Source organism: Klebsiella sp. CN_Kp106 (assembly GCF_040064575.1).
Lineage (GTDB): Bacteria > Pseudomonadota > Gammaproteobacteria > Enterobacterales > Enterobacteriaceae > Klebsiella > Klebsiella michiganensis.
Map to the genome: position 1 here is coordinate 31,883 of NZ_JBEAIG010000014.1, position 21,710 is coordinate 53,592.

21 protein-coding genes are annotated in these 21,710 nt (G+C 56.4%); 6 read left to right on the top strand and 15 right to left on the bottom strand.

Annotation, left to right across the window (positions count from 1 at the left end; translation table 11 throughout):
* On the bottom strand, positions 1-309 hold the full coding sequence (locus tag ABLU96_RS07680) for a PTS sugar transporter subunit IIB (RefSeq protein ID WP_014227662.1): 309 nt from the start codon (positions 307-309) through the stop codon (positions 1-3).
* A gap of 260 nt (positions 310-569) precedes the next feature.
* Here ABLU96_RS07680 and ABLU96_RS07685 point away from each other — a divergent pair, with 260 nt between their 5' ends.
* The 3 genes from ABLU96_RS07685 to nrdG all read left to right on the top strand — a co-directional run bounded on the left by ABLU96_RS07685 (position 570) and on the right by nrdG (position 4,608).
* Positions 570-1,313: a MurR/RpiR family transcriptional regulator gene (locus tag ABLU96_RS07685; protein ID WP_064377815.1), complete on the top strand. Its 744-nt coding sequence runs from the start codon at positions 570-572 to the stop codon at positions 1,311-1,313.
* Positions 1,314-1,683: 370 nt separating this feature from the next.
* Entirely contained in the window at positions 1,684-3,822 is a 2,139-nt protein-coding gene (gene nrdD, locus ABLU96_RS07690; RefSeq protein WP_032695170.1) for an anaerobic ribonucleoside-triphosphate reductase, read from the top strand.
* Between the two features lie 321 nt (positions 3,823-4,143).
* A complete protein-coding gene (nrdG, locus tag ABLU96_RS07695) occupies positions 4,144-4,608 on the top strand; it encodes an anaerobic ribonucleoside-triphosphate reductase-activating protein (protein WP_032718943.1) in 465 nt (154 codons plus the stop codon).
* A gap of 17 nt (positions 4,609-4,625) precedes the next feature.
* Here the strand turns inward: nrdG and tssI are convergent, their stop codons facing one another.
* The gene (gene tssI / locus ABLU96_RS07700; RefSeq protein WP_064405993.1) at positions 4,626-6,458 is read right to left on the bottom strand and encodes a type VI secretion system tip protein TssI/VgrG; all 1,833 of its coding nucleotides are present in this window, start codon (positions 6,456-6,458) and stop codon (positions 4,626-4,628) included.
* Between the two features lie 190 nt (positions 6,459-6,648).
* Entirely contained in the window at positions 6,649-7,134 is a 486-nt protein-coding gene (locus ABLU96_RS07705) for an Hcp family type VI secretion system effector (protein WP_064405953.1), read from the bottom strand.
* Positions 7,135-7,711: 577 nt separating this feature from the next.
* Between ABLU96_RS07705 and ABLU96_RS07710 the strand changes: the two genes are divergently transcribed.
* Positions 7,712-8,104 (top strand): DUF4280 domain-containing protein, encoded by a 393-nt coding sequence (locus tag ABLU96_RS07710; protein WP_064405955.1) that lies wholly within the window; start codon positions 7,712-7,714, stop codon positions 8,102-8,104.
* A 55-nt stretch (positions 8,105-8,159) separates the two neighbouring features.
* On the opposite strand, the gene ABLU96_RS07715 is transcribed toward ABLU96_RS07710, so the two are convergent.
* The 12 genes from ABLU96_RS07715 to pmbA form a co-directional block, all read right to left on the bottom strand.
* Entirely contained in the window at positions 8,160-10,070 is a 1,911-nt protein-coding gene (locus ABLU96_RS07715) for a PRD domain-containing protein (protein WP_064405957.1), read from the bottom strand.
* Between the two features lie 22 nt (positions 10,071-10,092).
* Positions 10,093-11,244: a lactonase family protein gene (locus ABLU96_RS07720; RefSeq protein ID WP_064405958.1), complete on the bottom strand. Its 1,152-nt coding sequence runs from the start codon at positions 11,242-11,244 to the stop codon at positions 10,093-10,095.
* Positions 11,245-11,332: 88 nt separating this feature from the next.
* Positions 11,333-12,073, bottom strand: coding sequence for a KDGP aldolase family protein (locus ABLU96_RS07725; RefSeq protein ID WP_064405961.1), 741 nt, complete (start codon positions 12,071-12,073; stop codon positions 11,333-11,335).
* A complete protein-coding gene (locus tag ABLU96_RS07730; RefSeq protein ID WP_014227652.1) occupies positions 12,070-13,188 on the bottom strand; it encodes a DgaE family pyridoxal phosphate-dependent ammonia lyase in 1,119 nt (372 codons plus the stop codon). The genes ABLU96_RS07725 and ABLU96_RS07730 overlap by 4 nt, the downstream gene beginning before the upstream one ends.
* Positions 13,172-14,305, bottom strand: a complete 1,134-nt coding sequence (locus ABLU96_RS07735; RefSeq protein ID WP_064405963.1) for an amidohydrolase/deacetylase family metallohydrolase — start codon at positions 14,303-14,305, stop codon at positions 13,172-13,174. Before ABLU96_RS07735 ends, ABLU96_RS07730 begins: the two co-directional genes overlap by 17 nt.
* Before the next feature lie 42 nt (positions 14,306-14,347).
* Positions 14,348-14,992 (bottom strand): DUF4310 family protein, encoded by a 645-nt coding sequence (locus ABLU96_RS07740; protein ID WP_004098076.1) that lies wholly within the window; start codon positions 14,990-14,992, stop codon positions 14,348-14,350.
* A 12-nt stretch (positions 14,993-15,004) separates the two neighbouring features.
* On the bottom strand, positions 15,005-15,781 hold the full coding sequence (locus ABLU96_RS07745; RefSeq protein WP_004098075.1) for a DUF4311 domain-containing protein: 777 nt from the start codon (positions 15,779-15,781) through the stop codon (positions 15,005-15,007).
* A gap of 21 nt (positions 15,782-15,802) precedes the next feature.
* On the bottom strand, positions 15,803-16,102 hold the full coding sequence (locus tag ABLU96_RS07750; RefSeq protein ID WP_004098073.1) for a DUF4312 family protein: 300 nt from the start codon (positions 16,100-16,102) through the stop codon (positions 15,803-15,805).
* Between the two features lie 2 nt (positions 16,103-16,104).
* Positions 16,105-16,467: an SFCGS family glycine-rich protein gene (locus ABLU96_RS07755; protein ID WP_004098072.1), complete on the bottom strand. Its 363-nt coding sequence runs from the start codon at positions 16,465-16,467 to the stop codon at positions 16,105-16,107.
* Positions 16,468-16,478: 11 nt separating this feature from the next.
* On the bottom strand, positions 16,479-16,817 hold the full coding sequence (locus ABLU96_RS07760; protein WP_004098070.1) for a PRD domain-containing protein: 339 nt from the start codon (positions 16,815-16,817) through the stop codon (positions 16,479-16,481).
* 291 nt (positions 16,818-17,108) lie between these two features.
* Positions 17,109-17,495 carry a cytochrome b562 gene (gene cybC / locus ABLU96_RS07765; RefSeq protein WP_032695164.1) on the bottom strand — a complete coding sequence of 129 codons (387 nt, stop codon included), beginning with the start codon at positions 17,493-17,495 and terminating at the stop codon, positions 17,109-17,111.
* A gap of 36 nt (positions 17,496-17,531) precedes the next feature.
* Positions 17,532-18,884 (bottom strand): metalloprotease PmbA, encoded by a 1,353-nt coding sequence (gene pmbA, locus ABLU96_RS07770; protein ID WP_004098067.1) that lies wholly within the window; start codon positions 18,882-18,884, stop codon positions 17,532-17,534.
* A gap of 94 nt (positions 18,885-18,978) precedes the next feature.
* Between pmbA and yjgA the strand changes: the two genes are divergently transcribed.
* Both yjgA and ABLU96_RS07780 read left to right on the top strand, forming a co-directional pair.
* Positions 18,979-19,530: a ribosome biogenesis factor YjgA gene (yjgA, locus tag ABLU96_RS07775; RefSeq protein WP_004098062.1), complete on the top strand. Its 552-nt coding sequence runs from the start codon at positions 18,979-18,981 to the stop codon at positions 19,528-19,530.
* Between the two features lie 637 nt (positions 19,531-20,167).
* Positions 20,168-21,679 (top strand): CoA-acylating methylmalonate-semialdehyde dehydrogenase, encoded by a 1,512-nt coding sequence (locus ABLU96_RS07780; RefSeq protein ID WP_004098061.1) that lies wholly within the window; start codon positions 20,168-20,170, stop codon positions 21,677-21,679.
* Positions 21,680-21,710 lie beyond the last annotated feature (31 nt).

The window sequence follows — 21,710 nt, forward strand, 5'->3', positions numbered from 1 at the left end:
TTAGGAGTTCAGCAGAGCGAGCGCTTTATCGAGGACGGCGGCCCCGCGCATCATGCCGTAATCCGCCATATCGATCACCGCCACGGCTTTCCCGTGCGGTGCAGCAAGCTCCGTCAATCGGGCCGCTTCATACTTCACCTGAGGCCCCAGTAAGATCACGTCGGCATTGGGCAACTCGCGCTCAAACTCGGCGACGGGTACGGCGTAAATCTCCAGCCCCAGCGCGCGCTGCTGCGCCTCGGCCTTCATTTTGTTAACCAGCATGCTGGTGGACATTCCGGCAGCGCAGCACAGGACGATACGTGGCATAATTCCTCCCAATGGATTTGGCGTAAGCGAGCGCTAAACAGACACCATCGACTATAAGACGAGGTGCCGGTATGGGTGAAGGCTATATGAAAATTTTTTTCACGTACGTGATCGGAGCGTTATTTTTCACCTCTTTACTCCGGCATAAAAGCGAAAGCGGCAATAATCTCAGGCATTGTGCGTGATTGCGTGGTATAAAAAGCCCTCATTATTTGAAAAATATTTTCAATCAGGCGGTGGCGGAGAAAGAGGCTGAAAGCATGGATATCGTAGGACAGTTACAGGAAGGCATGACTCGCTTTAGCGCTCAGGAATCAAGAGTCGCGGCATTTATTCTGCAGAATTTAAGTTTTACCGCCAGCGCTTCGATTGATGAACTGGCGGTGCGCGCTGGCGTGAGCGCAGCCACAATTACCCGCTTTGCCCGCTCCGTCGGCTGCGAGGATATTCGTGATTTGCGAAAGCAGCTGGCGCAGGCTTGCGAACGTCGTACCAGCTGGCTTAACGAGGAGAGCGCCGCGCTGCCCGCCGCGTGGCGCGACAAATTAAGCCTGATTAGCACATATCTTGAGCAGCAGCTGGTGAGCACGCCCGAATCAACGCTGCAAAAGCTGCGCACGCGCCTGCAAAATGCCCGCGCCGTACACTGTTTCGCCCTCGGCGCACAGGACATCGCGCTGGCGACGCTGCTTCAGCACCAGCTGCTCTCCATCGGGATCGTGATGAATCTCTGCCAGGACAGCGCCCTGATGCGGATGATCGCCAGTACCCTCAGCGACGATCATCTCCTGCTGGTGCTGGCAACCGGCGAGGCCGACGCGATTTTGCAGGGCGCGACTCTGCTGGCCCGGGTACAGGAAGCGACAATTTTCGCCCTCACCCCCGCCAACCACGCGTTGAGCAATATGGCCTCCGCGCTGTTGCCCCTGCCTGAGAATGCGCAGGCCGCGCGTTACGCCCTGCTGCTGCTGGTTGACCTGCTTAACGACGCGCTGCTCGCCTGACGTTATCCCTTTCGGGCCTGAATTTCCTGCGTTCAGGCCCCATTTTTGCTTATTTTATAAGCGGATAAATTTACATTAAGCGCAAGCGCCCATCATTCCTGCTCTCCTCTTTTTACTTTGTTCTGCATCAATAAAATTGCAAACATCTTTGATGCAAAGCACTACATATAGAACTTAAAATGCGTCCCGGCCCCACATATTGTATTAATAGTCTATTATGTCACCACACCCATCGTACTCAGGCGGTGATGGGATGTGGATAAAAAGGGCCGGGATCGGAGGGAAACGGCGGCAGCTACAGCGCCCCGGGACTTCGGTTGACCTTCCGCCTCTGTGGATAACCTGTTCTGTAAAAAATTATGGAGTGATCATGACACCGCATGTGATGAAACGCGATGGCTGTAAAGTGCCGTTCAAGTCAGAGCGCATTAATGAAGCAATTCTACGTGCAGCTAAAGCAGCGGGAGTCGATGACGCAGACTATTGCGCCACCGTCGCAGAAGTCGTTAGCCAGCAAATGCAGGGCCGCGCCCAGGTGGATATCAGCGAGATCCAGACCGCCGTTGAGAACCAGCTGATGTCCGGTCCCTACAAGCAGCTGGCGCGCGCCTACATTGAATATCGCCACGACCGCGATAGCCAACGTGAAAAGCGCGGTCGTCTGAACCAGGAAATTCGCGGCCTGGTTGAGCAGACCAACTCGGCGTTACTCAACGAGAACGCCAACAAAGACAGCAAAGTCATCCCTACCCAGCGCGATCTGCTGGCGGGCATCGTCGCCAAGCACTACGCGCGCCAGCACCTGCTGCCGCATGACGTGGTCATGGCCCACGAGCGCGGCGTGATCCACTATCACGATCTCGACTACTCCCCGTTCTTCCCGATGTTCAACTGTATGCTGATCGATCTTAAAGGCATGCTGACCCAGGGTTTTAAAATGGGCAACGCCGAGATTGAGCCGCCGAAGTCTATCTCTACCGCTACCGCGGTGACGGCGCAGATTATCGCTCAGGTCGCCAGCCATATTTATGGCGGTACGACCATCAACCGCATCGATGAAGTACTGGCGCCGTTTGTTACCGAAAGCTTCAATAAGCACCGTAAAATTGCCGAAGAGTGGCACATTCCCGACGCCGAAGGCTACGCCCGTTCCCGCACCGAGAAAGAGTGCTACGACGCCTTCCAGTCGCTGGAATATGAAGTGAACACCCTGCATACCGCCAACGGTCAAACGCCGTTTGTGACCTTCGGTTTCGGCCTCGGCACCAGTTGGGAATCGCGTCTGATTCAGCAGTCCATTCTGCGCAACCGCATTGCGGGACTCGGTAAAAACCGTAAAACGGCGGTATTCCCGAAGCTGGTCTTCGCCATTCGCGACGGCCTGAACCACAAGTTTGGCGATGCGAACTACGATATTAAGCAGCTGGCGCTGGAGTGCGCGAGCAAGCGCATGTATCCGGATATCCTCAACTACGATCAGGTCGTGAAGGTGACCGGCTCGTTCAAAACCCCGATGGGCTGCCGCAGCTTCCTCGGCGTGTGGGAAAACGAGGACGGCGAACAGGTGCACGATGGCCGCAACAACCTCGGCGTTATCAGCCTCAACCTGCCGCGCATCGCGCTGGAAGCCCGTGGCGACGAGACTGAGTTCTGGAAACTTCTCGACGAACGCCTGCAGCTGGCGCGTAAAGCGCTGATGACCCGAATCGCCCGTCTGGAAGGGGTGAAGGCTCGCGTGGCGCCGATTCTGTATATGGAAGGCGCCTGCGGCGTGCGTCTGAAAGCGGACGACGACGTCTCTGAGATTTTCAAAAACGGCCGCGCGTCGATTTCGCTGGGCTATATCGGCATTCATGAAACCATCAACGCGCTGTTCGGCAACAAGCATATGTACGATAGCGAAGCGCTGCGTGAGAAAGGCGTCGCCATCGTTCAGCGCCTGCGCGAAGCGGTAGACCAGTGGAAAGACGAGACGGGCTACGGCTTTAGCCTGTACAGCACGCCGAGCGAAAACCTCTGCGACCGCTTCTGCCGTCTGGATACCGCTGAGTTCGGCGTGATCGAAGGCGTAACCGATAAAGGGTATTACACCAACAGCTTCCACCTTGACGTAGAGAAGAAGGTGAACCCGTACGATAAAATCGATTTTGAAGCGCCTTATCCGCCGCTGGCTAACGGGGGCTTTATTTGCTACGGCGAGTACCCGAATATTCAGCACAACCTGAGAGCGCTGGAAGACGTGTGGGATTACAGCTATCAGCACGTGCCCTATTACGGAACCAATACGCCGATCGACGAATGCTACGAGTGCGGCTTTACCGGTGAGTTCGAATGCACCAGCAAAGGCTTCACCTGCCCGAAATGCGGCAACCATGATGCCTCCCGCGTGTCGGTAACCCGCCGCGTGTGCGGCTATCTCGGGAGCCCGGACGCCCGTCCGTTCAACGCCGGCAAGCAGGAAGAAGTGAAGCGTCGCGTGAAGCATCTGGGCAACGGGCAGATCGGTTAATTCCGGGTGGTTTAGCCCCTCCCCCTAATCCTCTGCCCTGCCGGGATAGGGGACCGGCCGGCCACTCGAGCCGTTCCCGGATCGCGGCGCAAAGCGCCTTATCCGGGCTACAACCGCGTATGCGGCTCTTCGTAGCCCGGCCGAGCGCAGCGACGCCGGGAGCCGTTCCCTTTACAAATGCAAAGCCCCTCCGTTTTCGCAAAGCAATTCGCGTCAGAGCAAGGCGGCAAACGAGGGAATCCCCGGGAGCGTACATTAAGTACGTGACTGGGGTGAGCGAGCGCAGCCAACGCGGCTATGGCGTTAATTGAGAAGCGAAAAATGAATTACCATCAGTACTACCCGGTAGATATCGTTAACGGTCCGGGCACTCGCTGCACCCTGTTCGTTTCCGGCTGCGTTCACGAGTGCCCCGGCTGCTATAACAAGAGCACCTGGCGGCTAAACTCCGGCATGCCGTTCACCGCCGAGATAGCCGACCGCATTATTGCTGACCTCAACGATACCCGCGTTAAGCGCCAGGGGATCACGCTTTCCGGCGGCGACCCGCTGCACCCGCAGAACGTCCCGGAGATCCTTAAGCTGGTGCAGCGCGTTCGCGCCGAGTGCCCCGGCAAAGATATCTGGGTGTGGACCGGCTACAAGCTGGACGAACTTAACGCCGCGCAGATGCAGGTGGTGGATCTCATCAACGTGCTGGTTGATGGCAAATTTGTGCAGGACTTAAAAGACCCGGCGCTGATCTGGCGCGGCAGCAGCAACCAGGTTGTACATCATTTGCGTTAATACCAGCATGGCGTTCATCAGTTAATTTTCACCAGACCACCTTTAATCACCAGCATCCCGCCGCCGTCAACGGTCTGGGTGGCACTGGCTTTGCTGGTCAGAGTAGCCTTAGCTTCCTGGCTAATGGTTGCCGCTTTCTGGGTCAGTGAGGATTTGGCTTCACTGGCGATGCAGGCGGCATCCAGCTTCATGCTGCCTGACGCGCTGGCGTTAAGACCCGCCCCACTCTTTATGTCCAGGGTTTTGCCGCTCTCCAGGGTGAGCGTGCCGCTGACCTTAATCGTCAGATTACCGTCAACATTGAGCGTGTAGTTGCCTTTTACCTTATGCGTCTCATTACCGTCGATGGCGTGTTCCTGATCGCCCTTCACCGTTACGCTGCGTTTCTCTTTCACCTCCAGCATGTCGCTGCCCTTGTCAATTTTCACCGTGCGACTGCCCTTTTTCAGGGTGACGGTTTCGTTGCCCTCTTCGATGGTGCGGGTGCGATCGTTTTTGACGCTGTGAATTTCATCGTGGCTAATCGTGGTGTGACTGTCGTTCAGTATGTTGAGCTGGAAGTCCTTTTGCGCCTGCATCGCCAGCAGCTCGGCATCTTTTTTGTCGTCGAAGCGCAGTTCGTTGAAGCCTTTTTCGCTGCGGGTTTTAATACCGGACTGGGTTTGATTCGCCGGTAGCGCATACGGCAGGGCATTCGCGCCGTTGTACACACAGCCGGTAATGAGCGGCTTATCCGGGTCTCCGTCGATAAAGCTCACCACCACTTCCTGGCCGATACGCGGGATAAACTGCGCGCCAAAACCATTGCCGCTCCAGGCGGTAGCGACCCGAAGCCAGCAGGAGCTGGTCTCATCGTTTTTGCCTTCCCGATCCCACGGAAACTGCACCTTTACCCGTCCGAGCTTGTCGGTCCAGTTTTCTTCTCCGTTTTTGCCAACCACCGTTGCGGTTTGCGTATGCATAAACGGCTTTGGCGTGGCGTACTGTGGTTGATACGGCGTGGCTTTCGGGATAGCGGTAAAGCGGTTGCGATAGCGTTCACCGTCATATTCATGGCTGACGGCGGTGATGAGCCAGTCGATATTTAATGCTTTGTCGTCATGTTCGGCGAGGGTAAACCAGTACCCTGCCATCAGCGCTGCGCAGTCGCTTTCGGCGATCAGCTGTTTCGGCTGCTCAGATTTATCATTGCCGGGATGTGACCCCTGCGCGATGGCCTGTAAACGCAGCTCTACCTGGCGAATCATCCCGGTTTCCCGGGCGCCGCTTGATGTTGCCTGATACTTCACCTTTTTGCCGCCAGAAATGGCCGGGAAGGCGCTATTATCATCCGCCAGCACCAGCGTGTGCTTGCCTTCTTTATGGGTGAAGAACCAGAAGATCCCCTCCTGCTCCAGCAGCCGTGAGACAAAATTGAAGTCGCTTTCGTTATATTGCAGGCAGTATTCGCGTTTTTGGGGTTGGGTTTTGAGCTGGAATGTGTAGTCGCTAAATCCGGCATCCTTAAACACTTTCGCGACGATTTCCTGCGCGCTGAGGTTCTGGAAAACGCGGTTGTTGTTGGCGAGCGTCAGCCACCACAGCCACGGGCGCAGCACAAACTGATAGCGGACAGCGTTGCCGTTTGCCGGAAGCAGGCGCGCTTCGGCGATCAGCCCGTCGTAGTCAGCGCTGTTTATGGCGGCGGTAAGGTGGGCCGCCAGCGCGGTATTAAGGGTTAATGGCGCAGAGGCGGTAGCGGCGATGGTCGCGGTGGTCAGGCCGTTAAGTTGCGATTCGGTGCGCGCGGTCGCGGCGGTGAGGCCGGTTAAGGTTGGAGCGGTGAGTTTTATTATGGTGGTTTCGGGCATAGGAAACTCCTTTTCAGCAGCAGCGCTAACGCCGGTCAGCCTGATGATAAACATCATCACCATCGCACCGACCTACGGCGATCGCAGGAACGATAACCTCCTCATCCCCGACCTGATACCCGGCGCTACGTAGCTTGATTTTATAGCGGTATAATTTACCGGAAAGGCAGGCGGTGCGAAGCTTCCACCCTCAGCTACCTTTTTTATTCGTCGCCATATCCCAAACGGAAGAGACGTTGCATTCTTTCTGACTATCCGATTTCTGAGCGGTGATTTCCCATTTAATTTTGGTAAAGTTCAGCGACATCGTTTCGACCGGCTTGCCGCCGGAACCGCCGCTAACGCTCAGATGTGAGATAACGACATTCGTCAGGGTATATATGATGAATGGCAGCATTTTACCGTTATCATTACGGCACAACGTCAGCACAGCTTCTTTAATCATTTTCCCGCTACAGCAGTACTCATTGAGCTTTGGCGTCGCGAGATCGACAAACTTGGTCAACGATATTTCACCGACATACGCCCGCCCTGAGGTGCGTTCATTATTATTGACATCGTTGGTGACCGGCATCGCCACGTTATGGCTGAAGGTCATGATCTCAAGCTGTTTTTCAAATCCTTTGGCCTGACTTTCACCTTCGATATTGTCGAGCTTTAAAAAAAGCGCTTCCATGGTTTACTCCTTATCAATCAGACGGTAACCGGTAGCGGCAATTCCGCCATCAGCCGAATCGCACCGTTTTTTTTCACATTCCCGTTATTTTTACGCACATTGAACTAATACAATGACTTTAATGCTAAGCGTCTTCGCCTATATTCACCCTTTCTTATTACGAGAATATTCGTAGCGCTACTTATGTCGCCATACTATTCAAATGGTATTTTTCACGGCAACTATAAGAAATATAAAAGACACAACCACAAATAAATATCAATCAAATTATTCGTTGCCAATCACCGAGTGAAAATTGATAAAAATCAAATTAAAACAATTAATTAATCAAAATCAATTAGATGTAAAGCAACCAATAAAAAATATACATCGATGAAAACCGCTCGCTGATATTAACGCTTTAACAGGTTAAGTTATAAATAGTGATGTGAATCAAAAAACGCATCTACTTTATTTATTACTTTGGTTATGTAGTATCTGTTCAAACTAATAAACGGGCACTTAATGTTATAAAGGCGCATCAGTTTATTCCGCGAGTCATCGTCCGCCGACTATGGCGGCAACTGGGGGTATAACCATGAGCTGTCCCGGAGTTTGTACCGGCGCATTATTGCAGTGTTCATTTGGCATCGCGCCTGGCACGCTGAACATACTGCCCGCCAACCGTACCATCGTCAGTAACATGCCGATGGCGAATATTATGGATAACAAACCGTTTGTGAACATTATGCCGTTCGGGATGTGCAGCAGTATTACCAATCCGACGGTTGCCGCCGCCACCGCCGCGGCGCTCGGTGTGCTGACGCCGATGCCCTGTATTCCGACAACGCCCGCCCCATGGATGCCCGGTTCGCCAACGGTGCTGGTAGGAAATATGCCCGCCCTCACCGCCCAGTCGAAGTTAATCTGCATATGGGGCGGGGTAATTCAAATTAGTTTTCCGGGACAGGTGACGACGGTCGTGGCATGATTTTGTGAACGGTGACAGATGCATAAAACGTGGCGAAGGGCCGTACGGTAAAAAATCAAAACCGGCTAACGCACTCCATGGCCACCGTTTTAAACTCAGCAAAACTGCGGGTGGCGGCAAGGCGGGCCATTGCCCGTTCGCGCAGGAAGGTGACGAAAATATCGTAGATCGCCATCGCCTCTTCATACTCGCTTTTGCTGATGGCGAGCAGGAAGATGATATGCGCGGTTTCATCGCCCCAGGCGATACCGTGCGGGGCGATGACCGTATAGACCACGGTCTTTTTCGCCAGCAGGCCGAGGGCGTGAGGCAGCGCGATCCCGTCGCCGAGCATGGTGCTGACGATAGCCTCACGCTCCACCACCGACCCATGAAACTCCGCTCCGACAAACCCCTCCTGCTGCAGCTGCTGGCACAGCGTGGCAAACAGCGCCTGCTGATCCATCGGGGTATCTATCACCTGGAAGTGGGCCTCATCAAAATACTTATTCAGCATCCAGGGACGCGTGCGGTCCACCAGCACCAGCTTGCCGATTTGGTCGAGCTGGTAGTCGGTAGGAAACGGCGCAATGGTGACCACCGGCTTCTCTTTCTCGCTGATACGCACGGTGGAAATGACAAAATCTTCCGCGATCTCTCCCCGCTGTTCATATTCGCGTTGCGAAAGGGTGGCGGCAATTTCCAGCTGCGGATACTTACGCTGCAGGATGGCTTCAATCATCCGCACCATCGCGTTGCTGGTATCGCAGACCAGCAGCACCTGCGGCTGACGCTGATAGCCGATATTGTAATGGCGCTCCAGCCCGACGCCGATATGCAGCACCAGAAAGCCGATCTCGTTTTCGCTGATGGCGTAGGGAGTATATTTCCCCCAGCTCGATACCGCCGCCAGGGTCATGTCCCACGCCATGGGGTAATGCTGTTTGATATTTTCCAGAAGCGGGTTGGGGATCATTATCTGGTAGCGCACGCGGGTGATCATGGTCTTAATATGGGTCAGTAAATCCGCATGCAGCTGGGCATCGTCCAGCAGATTGTAGTTATATTGCTGATTGATATAGCGCAGGATGTAGTTCACCAGCGCTTCATCGTCGTCGGCGCTGATGGTGCCCGGATCGACGTCCTGCACCTGGCGGGCGGCAAGGTGGACGCACAGCCACTCCTCTTCCGCCGGAGCAAGCAGTTTGCCCGCCAGCTGCTGCATCGTGTTTGCCAGCTCGCGTGCGGCGTCGCGTACGTTTTGCCCCACATCCTCGGCGCTAAAATCCGCCAGCGGATACCCTTCGCTCACGCGGCGCACGGCAACCGCGCCGTACAGGCAGATAAAGCGCTCCCCCGCGTCCGTCAGCCGCACGTGATGGCGGGTTAACGTCTCCTGCAGCACGCCGGCCAGCAGCGTCGGTACGCTGGCGTCAAACGCCTCTTCGCCAATAAGCGGGTTCAGCGGCCCCGGCTGGCTCAGCTCCCACAGCAGATCGGTCAGGCAGGCGCGAATGGAGACCTCGCTGCCGAACAGCTTCATGCCGTGGCGCGGCCGGGTCTCAAGGGTGAGCTGATAACGCTGAAAACGCTCGCGTACGTCAACCATATCGCCCTGTAAGGTGGCGCGGCTGACGAACCACGTATCGGCCAGATCCTCCAGCTTGATAGAAAACGCGGAAGTTAAAAAGCGCACCAGCAAAAAGTGGATGCGATCCGCCGCAGTTCGCGGGATATGCTGCGCTTTCGGCGCGCTCTCTTCCAGCGTCTGATAGCGCGTCGGATCGTGAATCACCAGCTGATAGCCGCTGCCGCGGGTGAGGATAAACTGCGCGCCGTAGTGCAGCAGCAGCGCGTTCAGCGCGGTGATGTCCGCGCGTACCGTGCGAGTAGAAACCGACAGCCGCTGCGCCAGCTCCTCCTGCGGCAGCGTTTCGTTTTGCAACAGAGTAAACAGCTGCGCTAAACGTTGATGGGGAAATCGCATGTCAGTTCCTTTTTCTTACGGCTCAGGGTTGAGCGGATATCACCATCTGCGACGGGCTGCCAACCGGGGTGTAGTCCGGAGAGAACGTCAGCCTGCCATCCTTCGGCGCGACGCGAAAGCGGGTGATGTTGTCGCTACGCTGGTTCATGACGTACAGCCACTGCCCCTGACTGTCCAGCGTCAGCGTGCGCGGATAGTCGCCGCGGGTCCAGATATCGTCCTGGTGGCTCAGGCTGCCGTCAGCCAGCACCGTAAAGTGGGCGATACTGTTATGCAGTCGGTTGGCGACGTACAGCTGCTTGCCGTCGCGGCTCAGGACCAGGCCGGCGGCAAAGCTGGTGCCCTTATACTCTGCAGGCAGCGCCGAGACCGTTTTCCCCTCGCGCAGCAGGCCGCTTTGCTTATCGAGATGATAAAAAGTGAGCGTCGACGCCTCTTCGTTAATCAACCATAGTCCGTCGCCCTGCGGCGTAAACACAAAGTGGCGCGGTCCGGCGCCGGGAGATGAGGCCGCGATAAACGGCGGATCGTTCGGCGTCAGCTTCCCTGTGGCGCTATCCAGCCGGTACTGATAGATCCGGTCCAGGCCGAGATCGGTGGAGTAAACGAATTTACCGCTGGGATCGGCGGCGATCATATGGGCGTGGGGGCCGTTATGATCGCTGATGGCAAAACTGCCTTCGACGGCTGCCGCCGGACGTTCCGCGCCCGCAGGCCCTTGATCCTGACGCACATCCACCGCATCGCCCAGGTTACCATCTTCTTTCACCGGCAGCACGGCGATACTGCCGCTGACGTAGTTTGCCACCAGCAGATGACGTCCATCGGGGGTCAGGGAGAGATAAACCGGCCCGGCGCCGCCGGAAGCGACCTGATTCAGCTCGCTCAGTTCACCGTTGCTGCCGATGCGCCACGCCTGCACCACTCCCTTTTCCACTTCGCTGGCGCCGTACAGGGTTTTGCCATCCGCCGAGACGGTAAGCTGGGCCAGGTCAGGCAGCGTCCCGACCAGCGTTTTATCGCGCAGCGCCCCGGTCTGGCTATCGACGGTAAAGCGATACAGCCCTTCGCCATTGGGGTTGTAGGTGCCGACCCAGGCGTACTGGGTTTGCGCAGCGGCGCCGGCGGCGAGCAGAGAGAGTGAAGCAACAAGCAGGTGACGAGCGGTTGGCATGGTGACTCCTTGATGGTTCGGTGGCGGTTTCCCTTCGCCCTAACCCTCTCCCCGTTGGGGAGAGGGCCGGGGTGAGGGACAATCGGCGCTATTTTACTAACTGTTTGGTGATCGAAAGCAGCTGACGCACGTCCGCCGGGCGGGTGTGACCGCTGGCTTTATCAATAATCGAACTGTAGATATGCGGGATAATTTTACTCACCCCTGCGTCCAGCGCGATCTGCAGGATCTCGCCGTAGTTTTCCAGATCGATCCCGCCGGTGGGCTCCAGCCAGAAATCATGATGGGCGCAGGCCTCGGCCACCGCAATAAACTCGTCGCGATGCTTCAGCCCGCCCATCGGGAAATATTTAATCGAACTGCCGCCCATATCTTTCAGCAGCGCAATCGCCGTTTCCAGCGGTACGATGCCGTCCGGCGCGCCGCTGCTGAGCGGGCCGGTGGAGATCTTCACCATTCCCGGCGTACCGGTTGGCGACACCAGGCCGTTAACCACGGTTTCGTTCTGCCCCAGCAGCGCGCGGCTGGTCGCCACGCCGGTAAATACCTGGTTGACGTGCTGCGGCTGCACCTGACGCGAAATTACGCTGACCATCGCCGACTGGTTCGGGTCGCCCGCGCCCAGTCCCACGGAGAGCGCGTTATCAATCCGCTGCGCGTATTCACGCATATCGGCAACCGCGCTGGCGACGTCCGGGTAATTTTTGGAGAGCACGCCCACCAGTACATGACCTTCCGCCGCCTCATAAATCTCGCTGGCGTTCTCTTTGCTCCCCGCCAGCACGTTCAGGCAGACGCGGTCACGATAAAAATTAGGGGTCAGTTTCATGCGTTTTTCTCCTTGTTCAAAACTTCTGCGATGCGACGGGAGACAATCTCCAGCTGCTGCGCGTTCACGCTGCGGACATCGGCTTCAATAATGCCTTCATTTGCTTTATAGCCACGGAAGTAGATGGCGTATTCGCCCTGCTTCAGCGCATTGACCAGATCGCCGGTATCGACGCCGGTCACCGCTTCATCAAACTTGATCTCCGCCCGCGCGATATCGCGGCCGGCGCTGTCCCAGACCACGCGCGCGGTGACGCCATCGAGCGTATTGAGCTGCTGAATAAACGGCGTCATCTTCGCCACCATCTCTTCACCGCTCTCTTTGCGCGCCGTCAGATAGTGCTCAATGGCGCAGGTCAGGCCGAGGATCCCCTCTTTGCCCACCTTCATCGCCCGGCCAATGCCGTTCGACTGGCGTTTAACCCACTCAACGTATTGGGTTTTGCCAATCACCAGCCCGCTGGTCGGCCCTTCGATCGCCTTCGCGCCGCTATAAATCACCAGATCCGCGCCGGCGCGATAGTAGGCCTGGAGGTCTTCCTCCGCCGCCGCGTCGACAATCAGCGGCAGATTATGGCTCTGCGCCACCGCTGCCGCCTGCGCCACGTTGAGCATGCTTTTCTGCACGCAGTGGTGGGATTTGATATACAGAATGGCCGCGGTGCGCGGGGTAATGGCCGCCGCCAGCTGCCCGGCGGAACATTCATTGGCGTAGCCCGCTTCCACCAGCCTGCCGCCGCCCAGCGCCACCATGGTGCCCACCGGCGCGCCAAAATTGACGTTATGACCCTTAGGCAGCACGATTTCGTTGTTTTCAATCGGCGTCACGTGCAGGTTTTCCAGCAGCCAGTCGCTGTCTTTTACCAGCACCGCCGCCACCGACTGGGCGATGCCCGCCGAGGCGCAGGAGACGACGGTCGCCCCTTCCACGTCCAGCAGCTTCGCAATATACGCGCCGGTTTTATTGACCAGATCTTTCATCTCGAAGTACTGGTTCATCCCCGCCATCGCGGCGTCCACCACTTCCGGCCGCGGCGTGGAGACGCCGAGAATGGTCATACGACCGGAGGTATTAATCACCTGTTTTAAATCATATTTCTCAAAAATCGAAGGCATTTTCCGCGCTCCCTTGTTCGGTCAGATAGCCCTTGCCCGCGCGAACGGCGGCAAGCGGCAGCAGAATCTTGTCGGTCTGAAGGCTCTCTTTTTCCGCATCCACCAGCACCGTTGGCGTCTGCGCGAGGGTAAACAGCGTCAGGTCGGCGTCGTAACCCACTTCCAGCCGCCCTTTGTGGCTAAGACGCAGGCCTTCAGCGGCGTTAGCGGTCACGCAGTCAATGACCTGCGGCAGCGACATGCCAATGGCGAGGAATTTCGACATCACCAGCGCCAGCGATCGCACCGGGCCGTCGATACGGTTGCGGCAGTAAATATCGGAGCTGATGGTGTGCGGCAGAATGCCCATAGCAATCGCCCGCCGCGCCACCTCGAAGCTGAAGCTGGCGGTGCCGTGGCCGATATCAAGGCGCACGCCGCGCTGTAGCGCGCGGGAAATCGAGCTTTTCAGCTCGCCGGACGGCGTCAGGATACGATTGGGTTTACCGTTGTAGCAGTGGGTAATGATGTCGCCGGAGGTCAGCAGGTCGGCGATCTCATCCAGGTCGGGCGGATTGTTGCCAATATGCACCATCAGCGGCAGGCCGCCGTTTTCCTGCTGAATCGCCTTTGCGCGCGCCAGCGGCGTAATGCCGTTTTCCCCCACCACGCTGCTGCTCATCCGCGCCTTCAGACCGACGATAAAGTTCGGGTAGCGGTTGACCGCCTGCTTCACCGCCTCCGCGTCGATATTCGCCATATTGGCCAGTTCATTCTGGGCAATCAGCCCGACGCGGGAGATATTAAGCAGGGCGTAAACTTCGGTCGCGGCTTTGCGGGTCAGCTGGTAGAAATCATCCACATCGTCCGCGCCGGTGCTGCCCGCGTCAATCACGGTGGTCACGCCGGTAGCAACCCCCACGCTGTCCGGCTCATCATGGTAAATCGGCGAGTTCGGATAGCAGTGAACGTGAGAGTCAATCCAGCCTGCGCTGATGTAATAGCGACCGTCCAGCTCAAGGGTTTTGCGCGCAGGCGCGCTAATCTCGCCAAGCGCCGCGATTTTACCGTCCCGGATGGCGATATCGGTCAGGGTATCGTCGACGAGGCGCGCACGGCGCAGGAGTAAATCAAACATATCTCTCTCCTGTTAACGCGGGCGCCGAGGCGCCCGCAGGACTTAACTAATCGCCACCGGGAAGATTGACCCAAGAAGCATGGCGCCAAGGATCGCGCCGCCGGTGATAGGCTTCTGCCAGATGTAAAACAGCAGCGCGCCCGCCAGGGAACCGATGCCGATAGGAATAGAAGCGGTCATGGCGCTGAGGATAATCAACGGTCCGAGGAAACGGCCTGAGGCGTTACCGGCCCCCATCATGACGTCCGCACCGTAGGTGGAATCGCTCTGGTTGATGGTGAATTTACGCGCCAGGATGATGATGTAGCCAATCGCGAGGCCCAGCACCAGGCCGGTGACCAGCGAGGCGGCAAAGTTGGCGACCGGGAAAACAAAGCCCGCGCCGAGCAGCAGCGCCGGAACGCCTAAGCCGACGCCGGTCTGAATCGCCCCGCCGATATCCAGAATCCCCACCAGCGAGCCTTCGATAATACGCGCGAACAGGAAGCTGGCGCCGAACGCCGCTACCGCGCCGTAGGCCCCGGTATCAATTCCCGCTTTCAGCATCGCCACGAAGGCGACTTCGTTAAACGCGCCGATGCCGTAGAGGTAGTACATATGCGTCCCGGCAAAGACGCCGGCGGAGAGCAGGCCAACAAAGATCGGGAACGACCAGTCGGCATACCAAAAACCTTTATTTTGTTCCATGAGAGGCTCCTGTTATTTACCGCTGAGCGAGTTGTGGATCAGTTCCAGCCAGTTCGGCACGGTCAGATGGAAGGATTCAATCATCTTCATGTCGAAACCGCGGAAGAAGCCGCTCAGAACGAACAGCGCGACGATCGCCACCATCATCACCTTGGTGACGCGGTGCCAGCCGCTCTCTTCAACGCCTTTCCCGATCAGGATGCCCAGCACCAGGCCCGGAACGGCGTTGCCCATAATCAGCTGCGCCGCGCCGCCAAAAATCGTCGCCCAGAAGCCTGATTTTTTACCGGCATCAATCGCCGCCAGCCAGAAGATGACCGGCATCACCGTATTCACCAGCAGGTTTGCCGCCGGAACCAGCACTTTAACCGCCGTCACCTGCAGCGCTTCCGGTACAGAAGAGGCGGTGAGGTTGAGGAAAGCGACCACGATCATGCCGATAATGCCGCACGCGATGGCCATCTTTTTCGGATCGTGCAGCGTCTCGCCGACGTTGCGGTTTTTAATCATCAGCGCTGCCGCCCCCCAGTTGGGGATAATGCGGTGGTCAACGTCCTGAGTGAAGGAGCCTGCCGCGACGGAAGAGGCCCAGGCGTTGAAGAAGAAGCCCAGGCCAAATGAGAAGTGGGAAGCCGGATCGCCTTCACATGAATTCAGCTCGCCCAAGGTACGAAACGCCCCCATCCCCTGCGTGGTGGGCGCATGAAACATGCGTGCCGCTCCGGCGCCTACGCCGACGCCAACCAGGCCGCCGATGATGAGCGATTTTATTAAAATTATCAGGAACATAGTCTGACCCTTTGGTGAAAATCAGGTTTGCGTGACGAAATCCACTTTATCGAGATTAATGGCGGTCACGGTGACGGTGACCTTCAGCTCCACGCTGTAGGTTCGTCGCTCACGGCGCAAAAAGAAGAATAAAAAGGCCTCTTTCCGTACCGCTTCACGCGCATGAACAACCTCCACGTCCTGTGGTTCAATACGCAGTAAGATGTGCGGCGACGTTTTCATCACCGCCGCCTGGACATGGTTCAGGGCATCGGCAAAAGCGCGCGTTTTGCTCTCGCCTTTGCCGGTAACGCTCACCGTGGTGGTGAATTGCTCTTTCATGCTCACGCGCCGTACTTCTTCTTCCAGGCCTCAACCAGGCGTTCACCCAGCTCTTCTTTATCCATAAAGCCGAAGCCCAGTACGTTGTAGCCTTCGTTGATCGCGGTGACGCCTTCATCAACGGAACGCATGCCATATTTCGCCTTGTAGCCGTGCTTATTCTGCGCGGTGATAGCCCCTGCGCCGCCGCTGCCGCAGAAAGAGATACCGAAGGTGGCGTTTTCCGCCTTCATCATGTCGCCCAGCTTCATATCCGCGGCAACGCCCGGCACGACCACGGCGCGAGCGCCGGCTTTTTCCGCACCTGCGGCAACTTTTTGTCCTTTACCCAGGCGATCGCCAATAACAACGGTGATTTGTTCCATTTGTGTGCTCCTTACAGGTTATCTTTCGCGACCTCGAAGTGGACGGACAGCAGCCAGGCTTCTTCATCTGGCAGATTGCCGAACTGCGCGACCACTTCGCGGGCCAGCATCATTGAATCTTCTGAGATCTCTTCGAACAGGCTGGCATCCACTTCCGGCAGCGGCTCGCCGCTGATTGACCGATGGGCCATCGCCCGAACGTGGGAAGTCAGCATTTGCTCCTGAACGTCGTTGGGGACGATGTTGCGGCGGCTTAATAGTGCGAAAACCTGCTGCAGCATCTTGTCGGCCAGCTGTTCGGTTAGCGTGGCCTGCTCCTCTGGGACGTGTGTTACCGCTCCGTTATTCACTTGAATTACCCCGTTGATGTCTCTGGGGATAACACTAATGCCGGGGGCAAAGAGTTTGTAGCGAGTTGTTTTCCACTTCGAAGTGGAAAGGAAGAAGGCAGGCGTGATCTATTTCACATAGTTATTGTGAATGTATTCGCCTCAACCAATTCTCGTGATGAACATCACAAGATCATCGGTGTCACGGTGGCGAAAACCGGCATGCAGGAAAAGCGAAAAATGTGACGGTGATGGAGTTTTGAATTAACAGAATGTGGGAGGCATCGGCTGACGCCTCCCCACAAAGAGAAATTAACGGTACTTCTTATGGTATGTATTGCGGGTGGTTTTAAACTCTTCCGCTGCGGCCTGGGCTTCTTTGACTTTGCCTTCATCAGCCAGCTTCAGCGCGCCGTCAATCTGGCCGATCAGCACATCGAAACCGTGACGATAGTCTTTCATTTCCGCGCTGTCCGCCGCTTTACCTTCCAGCTTCGGCGGCGTCTCTTTCTGGGCGTCAGCCGCCGCTGTGCGCATCTTATTCAGCGCCGCTTTCAGCTCGCCGGCATCTGAAGTTTTCTGCACCACTTGCAGGTTCTCAGCAAGGGTATCCATGTCTTCGCCCAGATCGGCGAAAGCCGATGCCGAACCAAGCGCAAAAGCCGATACGGCCAGCATCGCTAACAGTTTTTTACGCATTGCTCACTTCCTTTTTTATTATTAAGCACACAGGTGTTATTGCCCGGCGATCTTCATCTCCGGCAGCAGTACGGAACCGCACTGAATGTTGCTGCGCGTTTCGATATCGTCGCCGATGGTCACGATATTACGCCACATATCTTTCAGATTTCCTGCAATGGTTATCTCACTGACCGGATACTGAATTTCGCCGTTTTCTACCCAGAAGCCGGACGCGCCGCGTGAGTAGTCGCCGGTGACGCCGCTTACACCCTGCCCCATCAGTTCCGTTACGACAAGACCGGTCCCCATCTCTTTAAGCAACTTTGCAAAACTCAGGCCGCGGCCGTTGATCCGCCAGTTGTGAATACCGCCCGCGTGGCCGGTGCTCTTCAGCCCCAGCTTACGCGCCGAGTAGTTGGTCAGCAGCCACTGGGTCAGTACGCCGTCTTTAATGATATCCCGGCGTTCCGTACGGACGCCTTCGCTATCAAACGGCGTCGAAGCCAGACCTTTCAGCAGGTGAGGATGCTCTTCAATGGTCAGCCAGTCCGGCAGGATCTGGCTACCCAGCGCATCAAGCAGGAAGGTGGATTTACGGTAAACCGAACCGCCGGCGATCGCCCCGACCAGATGGCCAAACAGACCGGTAGCGACTTCGTTGGCGAAAATCACCGGCGCTTTCATCGTCGATAGCTTACGCGGGGCCAGGCGCGACAGGGTGCGACGGGCGCACTCTTCGCCAACCCACTCCGGCGACTGCAGGTCGTCTATCGCCCGTCCGATGGTGTAAGCGTAATCGCGCTCCATATCGCCATTCTCTTCGGCAATCACGCAGCTGGAGAGCGAGTGGCGGGTAGAGCAGTAGCTCTGCAGCATGCCGTGGCTGTTGCCGAACACTTTAATGCCGTAGTGGCTGTTAAAGCTGCCGCCTTCGGTATTGCTGATGCGTTTATCGGCTTTTAGCGCCGCCTGTTCAGCGCGGGAGGCCAGCTCGATGGCTTCATCCGGGGAAACTTCCGCCGGATGGAACAGGTCAAGATCCGGGGCTTCAAAAGCCAGCAGTTCTTTATCCGCCACGCCCGCGCACGGGTCCGGCGAGGTATAGCGGGCGATATCCAGCGCCGCCTGCACCGTGCGGGCAATAGCCTGCGGGCTGAGATCGGTCGAAGACGCGCTGCCTTTGCGATTCTGGTGATAAACGGTGATGCCGAGAGCACCATCGCTGTTGAATTCTACGTTCTCCACTTCGCCGTAGCGGGTGCTCACGCCGATACCGGTAGTTTTACTGACGGAGACTTCCGCGCCGTCGGATTTGCCTGCCGCCAGTTCCAGCGCCGTGGTCACGGCCTCTTCCAGCGTCTTACGCTGTTGTGCAACTTGAGAGATGACTTTCATCGCTAATGCCATAATGTAAGAAGGAGTTAACTGAAGTCTAACAGAGAACCGTTTTTCAGTGCGCGCCTTAACTGGTAACATTAGTCTCTTTTTTAAGGAGCCTGAGATGACAAAGCAGCCCGAAGACTGGCTCGACGACGTCCCTGGTGATGACGTCGAAGATGAAGACGATGAAATTATCTGGGTCAGTAAAAGTGAAATTAAGCGTGACGCCGAAGAACTGAAGCGTCTTGGCGCGGAAATGGTCGAGCTGGGTAAAAACGCGCTCGATAAAATCCCGCTGGATACCGACCTGCGCGACGCGATTGAACTCGCCCAGCGTATCAAGAAAGAAGGCCGCCGCCGCCAGATGCAGCTGATTGGTAAAATGCTGCGCAGCCGCGACGTCGAGCCGATTCGTCAGGCGCTGGACAAGCTGAAGAACCGCCACAACCAGCAGGTTGCGCTGTTCCATAAGCTTGAGCAGATCCGCGATCGTCTGATTGATAATGGTGATGATGCCGTGGCTGAAGTGCTGAACCTGTGGCCAGATGCCGATCGTCAGCAGCTGCGTTCGCTGATCCGCAACGCCAAAAAAGAGAAAGAAGGCAACAAGCCGCCGAAGTCCGCGCGTCTTATCTTCCAGTACCTGCGCGAACTGGCCGAAAGCGAAGGCTAATTCTGTATGACTCCCCCGGATTACGGCTATTGCCCGATCCGGGCGACCCACTCCCTCGAACGCAATGCCATGGACAATGGTCAATTCGAATTTCCCCTGCATTTAAATCGGTTTTAATTTTTCATTTTCATTCGATTTCGCGCTTATATTTAACTTTTATTTCACAAGAAAGCCGTTCCATTGCAATCCGACTGGCAATCTCCCCTCGCCATCAACGCCAATGCCACCAACACAACCTGTTAAGTTTATTAAATAAAAGAATATAACCCTGCCTTTAGGGCGCTGACTTTATCAGCAGTTTGCTTATCTTTGATCCACCTCTCAAAACGGTTTTGATATTTCATACATCATAATAATGAAAAATAAATTTCATTAGAGTACGAGAACCGAAACGGTGCGTGCGCGTATTTTTGGCCAGTGAGTTCTGTTCATTAAAACCTGGCGTCTGCAGGCTTTCCTCAGCAGAAAGTCGACAAAATCATCCGCACCGCCGCAGGTGAATCGCCCAGCGGAGGCCATCGTCCGGCAAGAAGCAGGAATTCACTTTTCACGAAAGGGGCTAACCCGGCGGTCGGTTATTTGCCGCCGACCGGAGCCAGATTTTAGAGAGTCGACAGCTATCATCATGGAGAAAAATATGACTACTGTACCAAGGCTGAAATATTTCGTTGATGGTCAATGGCGCGTATCGCAGACCGAACGCTATATGGACGTCTATAACCCAAGTACCGGGGAAGTCATGGCTCAGGCCCCCTGCTGCACCGAGCAAGAAGTGCTGGATGCCGTTGCCGCGGCGCGCAAAGCCTTTCCGGCGTGGTCAGATACGCCGGCCATTAAACGCTCGCAAATTATGTTCCGCGTTCGCGAATTATTAATCCAGCATCAGGACCGCTTAACCGAGCTGGTGGCAAAAGAAAACGGTAAAGCCTGGGGCGACGCCCAGGGCGATGTATTAAAAGCGAAAGAAGGTACCGAGCTTGCCTGCTCGATTCCCACTCTCATGGCCGGTGAAAACCTGATGGACGCCTCTGCCGGGATCGACACCAACCTTTATCGTGAGCCAATTGGCGTGTTCGCCGGTATTGTGCCGTTTAACTTCCCGGCAATGATCCCGATGGGATGGATGGCGCCATTATGCGTCGCCTCCGGTAATACCATGGTGATTAAAGCGGCCAGTATGACGCCGATGACCTGTATGGAAATCACCAAACTCTATCAGGAAGCAGGGGTGCCGGATGGGGTGATTAACGTCGTGACCTGCTCACGCAATGAAGCCGATATCTTGCTGACCCACCCGGACGTCAACGGCGTCTCCTTCGTCGGCTCAACCTCCGTGGGCCTGCACGTTTACTCCAAAGCCGCCGCTCACGGCAAGCGCGTTCAGGCGCTGTGCGAAGCGAAAAACCATGCCCTGGTGCTGGCCGATGCGCCAATTAACCGTACCGCAGCGGGGATTATCAACGCCGCGTTTGGCTGCGCGGGCGAACGCTGCATGGCGCTGCCGGTTGTCGTGGTGCAGGAAGAGATCGCTGATAAGCTGATTGCCGCCGTCGTCGAGAAAGCCAAACAGCTGAAAATCGGCCCCGGCTATCTGCGCGACACCGATATGGGTCCGGTGATTTCTAAAGATCATAAGCAATCGGTCATCAACTGGATTAATAAAGGCATTGAGGAGGGGGCAAAGCTGGTGCTCGATGGTCGCGCTATTCAGGTGCCGGGCCAGGAAAATGGCTTCTACGTCGGGCCAACCATCCTGGATCGCGTAACCGAAGAGATGAGCGTCGGCACGCAGGAAATTTTCGGGCCGGTGCTGTGCTTTAAGCGGGTCAAAACCTTCGAAGAAGGTCTGCAACTTATGAACAATAACCCGTTTGCCAACGGCTCGGTTATTTTCACCCAAAGCGGCTACTACGCCCGCGAATTCCAGAAACGCACCCACGGCGGCATGGTCGGTATCAACGTCGGTATCCCGGTGCCGGTCGGCGTATTCCCGTTCTCAGGCCATAAGCAGTCCTTCTTCGGCGACCTGCACTGCCTGGGCAAAGACGGCGTCCGTTTCTACACCGAATCAAAATGCGTGACCTCGCGCTGGTTTGATGAAGAGGAAGCGAAACGCGAAAAAGTCGACTCCTGGGACGGTACGATTTAAACGCCGCTAATACCCCAAATAATTCAAGTTG

Bases quoted from the DNA above. Each gene is read 5' to 3' on its own strand.
- ABLU96_RS07680 (WP_014227662.1), bottom strand. From the start codon at position 309: ATGCCACGTATCGTCCTGTGCTGCGCTGCCGGAATGTCCACCAGCATG.
- ABLU96_RS07685 (WP_064377815.1), top strand. From the start codon at position 570: ATGGATATCGTAGGACAGTTACAGGAAGGCATGACTCGCTTTAGCGCT.
- nrdD (WP_032695170.1), top strand. From the start codon at position 1,684: ATGACACCGCATGTGATGAAACGCGATGGCTGTAAAGTGCCGTTCAAG.
- nrdG (WP_032718943.1), top strand. From the start codon at position 4,144: ATGAATTACCATCAGTACTACCCGGTAGATATCGTTAACGGTCCGGGC.
- tssI (WP_064405993.1), bottom strand. From the start codon at position 6,458: ATGCCCGAAACCACCATAATAAAACTCACCGCTCCAACCTTAACCGGC.
- ABLU96_RS07705 (WP_064405953.1), bottom strand. From the start codon at position 7,134: ATGGAAGCGCTTTTTTTAAAGCTCGACAATATCGAAGGTGAAAGTCAG.
- ABLU96_RS07710 (WP_064405955.1), top strand. From the start codon at position 7,712: ATGAGCTGTCCCGGAGTTTGTACCGGCGCATTATTGCAGTGTTCATTT.
- ABLU96_RS07715 (WP_064405957.1), bottom strand. From the start codon at position 10,070: ATGCGATTTCCCCATCAACGTTTAGCGCAGCTGTTTACTCTGTTGCAA.
- ABLU96_RS07720 (WP_064405958.1), bottom strand. From the start codon at position 11,244: ATGCCAACCGCTCGTCACCTGCTTGTTGCTTCACTCTCTCTGCTCGCC.
- ABLU96_RS07725 (WP_064405961.1), bottom strand. From the start codon at position 12,073: ATGAAACTGACCCCTAATTTTTATCGTGACCGCGTCTGCCTGAACGTG.
- ABLU96_RS07730 (WP_014227652.1), bottom strand. From the start codon at position 13,188: ATGCCTTCGATTTTTGAGAAATATGATTTAAAACAGGTGATTAATACC.
- ABLU96_RS07735 (WP_064405963.1), bottom strand. From the start codon at position 14,305: ATGTTTGATTTACTCCTGCGCCGTGCGCGCCTCGTCGACGATACCCTG.
- ABLU96_RS07740 (WP_004098076.1), bottom strand. From the start codon at position 14,992: ATGGAACAAAATAAAGGTTTTTGGTATGCCGACTGGTCGTTCCCGATC.
- ABLU96_RS07745 (WP_004098075.1), bottom strand. From the start codon at position 15,781: ATGTTCCTGATAATTTTAATAAAATCGCTCATCATCGGCGGCCTGGTT.
- ABLU96_RS07750 (WP_004098073.1), bottom strand. From the start codon at position 16,102: ATGAAAGAGCAATTCACCACCACGGTGAGCGTTACCGGCAAAGGCGAG.
- ABLU96_RS07755 (WP_004098072.1), bottom strand. From the start codon at position 16,467: ATGGAACAAATCACCGTTGTTATTGGCGATCGCCTGGGTAAAGGACAA.
- cybC (WP_032695164.1), bottom strand. From the start codon at position 17,495: ATGCGTAAAAAACTGTTAGCGATGCTGGCCGTATCGGCTTTTGCGCTT.
- pmbA (WP_004098067.1), bottom strand. From the start codon at position 18,884: ATGGCATTAGCGATGAAAGTCATCTCTCAAGTTGCACAACAGCGTAAG.
- yjgA (WP_004098062.1), top strand. From the start codon at position 18,979: ATGACAAAGCAGCCCGAAGACTGGCTCGACGACGTCCCTGGTGATGAC.
- ABLU96_RS07780 (WP_004098061.1), top strand. From the start codon at position 20,168: ATGACTACTGTACCAAGGCTGAAATATTTCGTTGATGGTCAATGGCGC.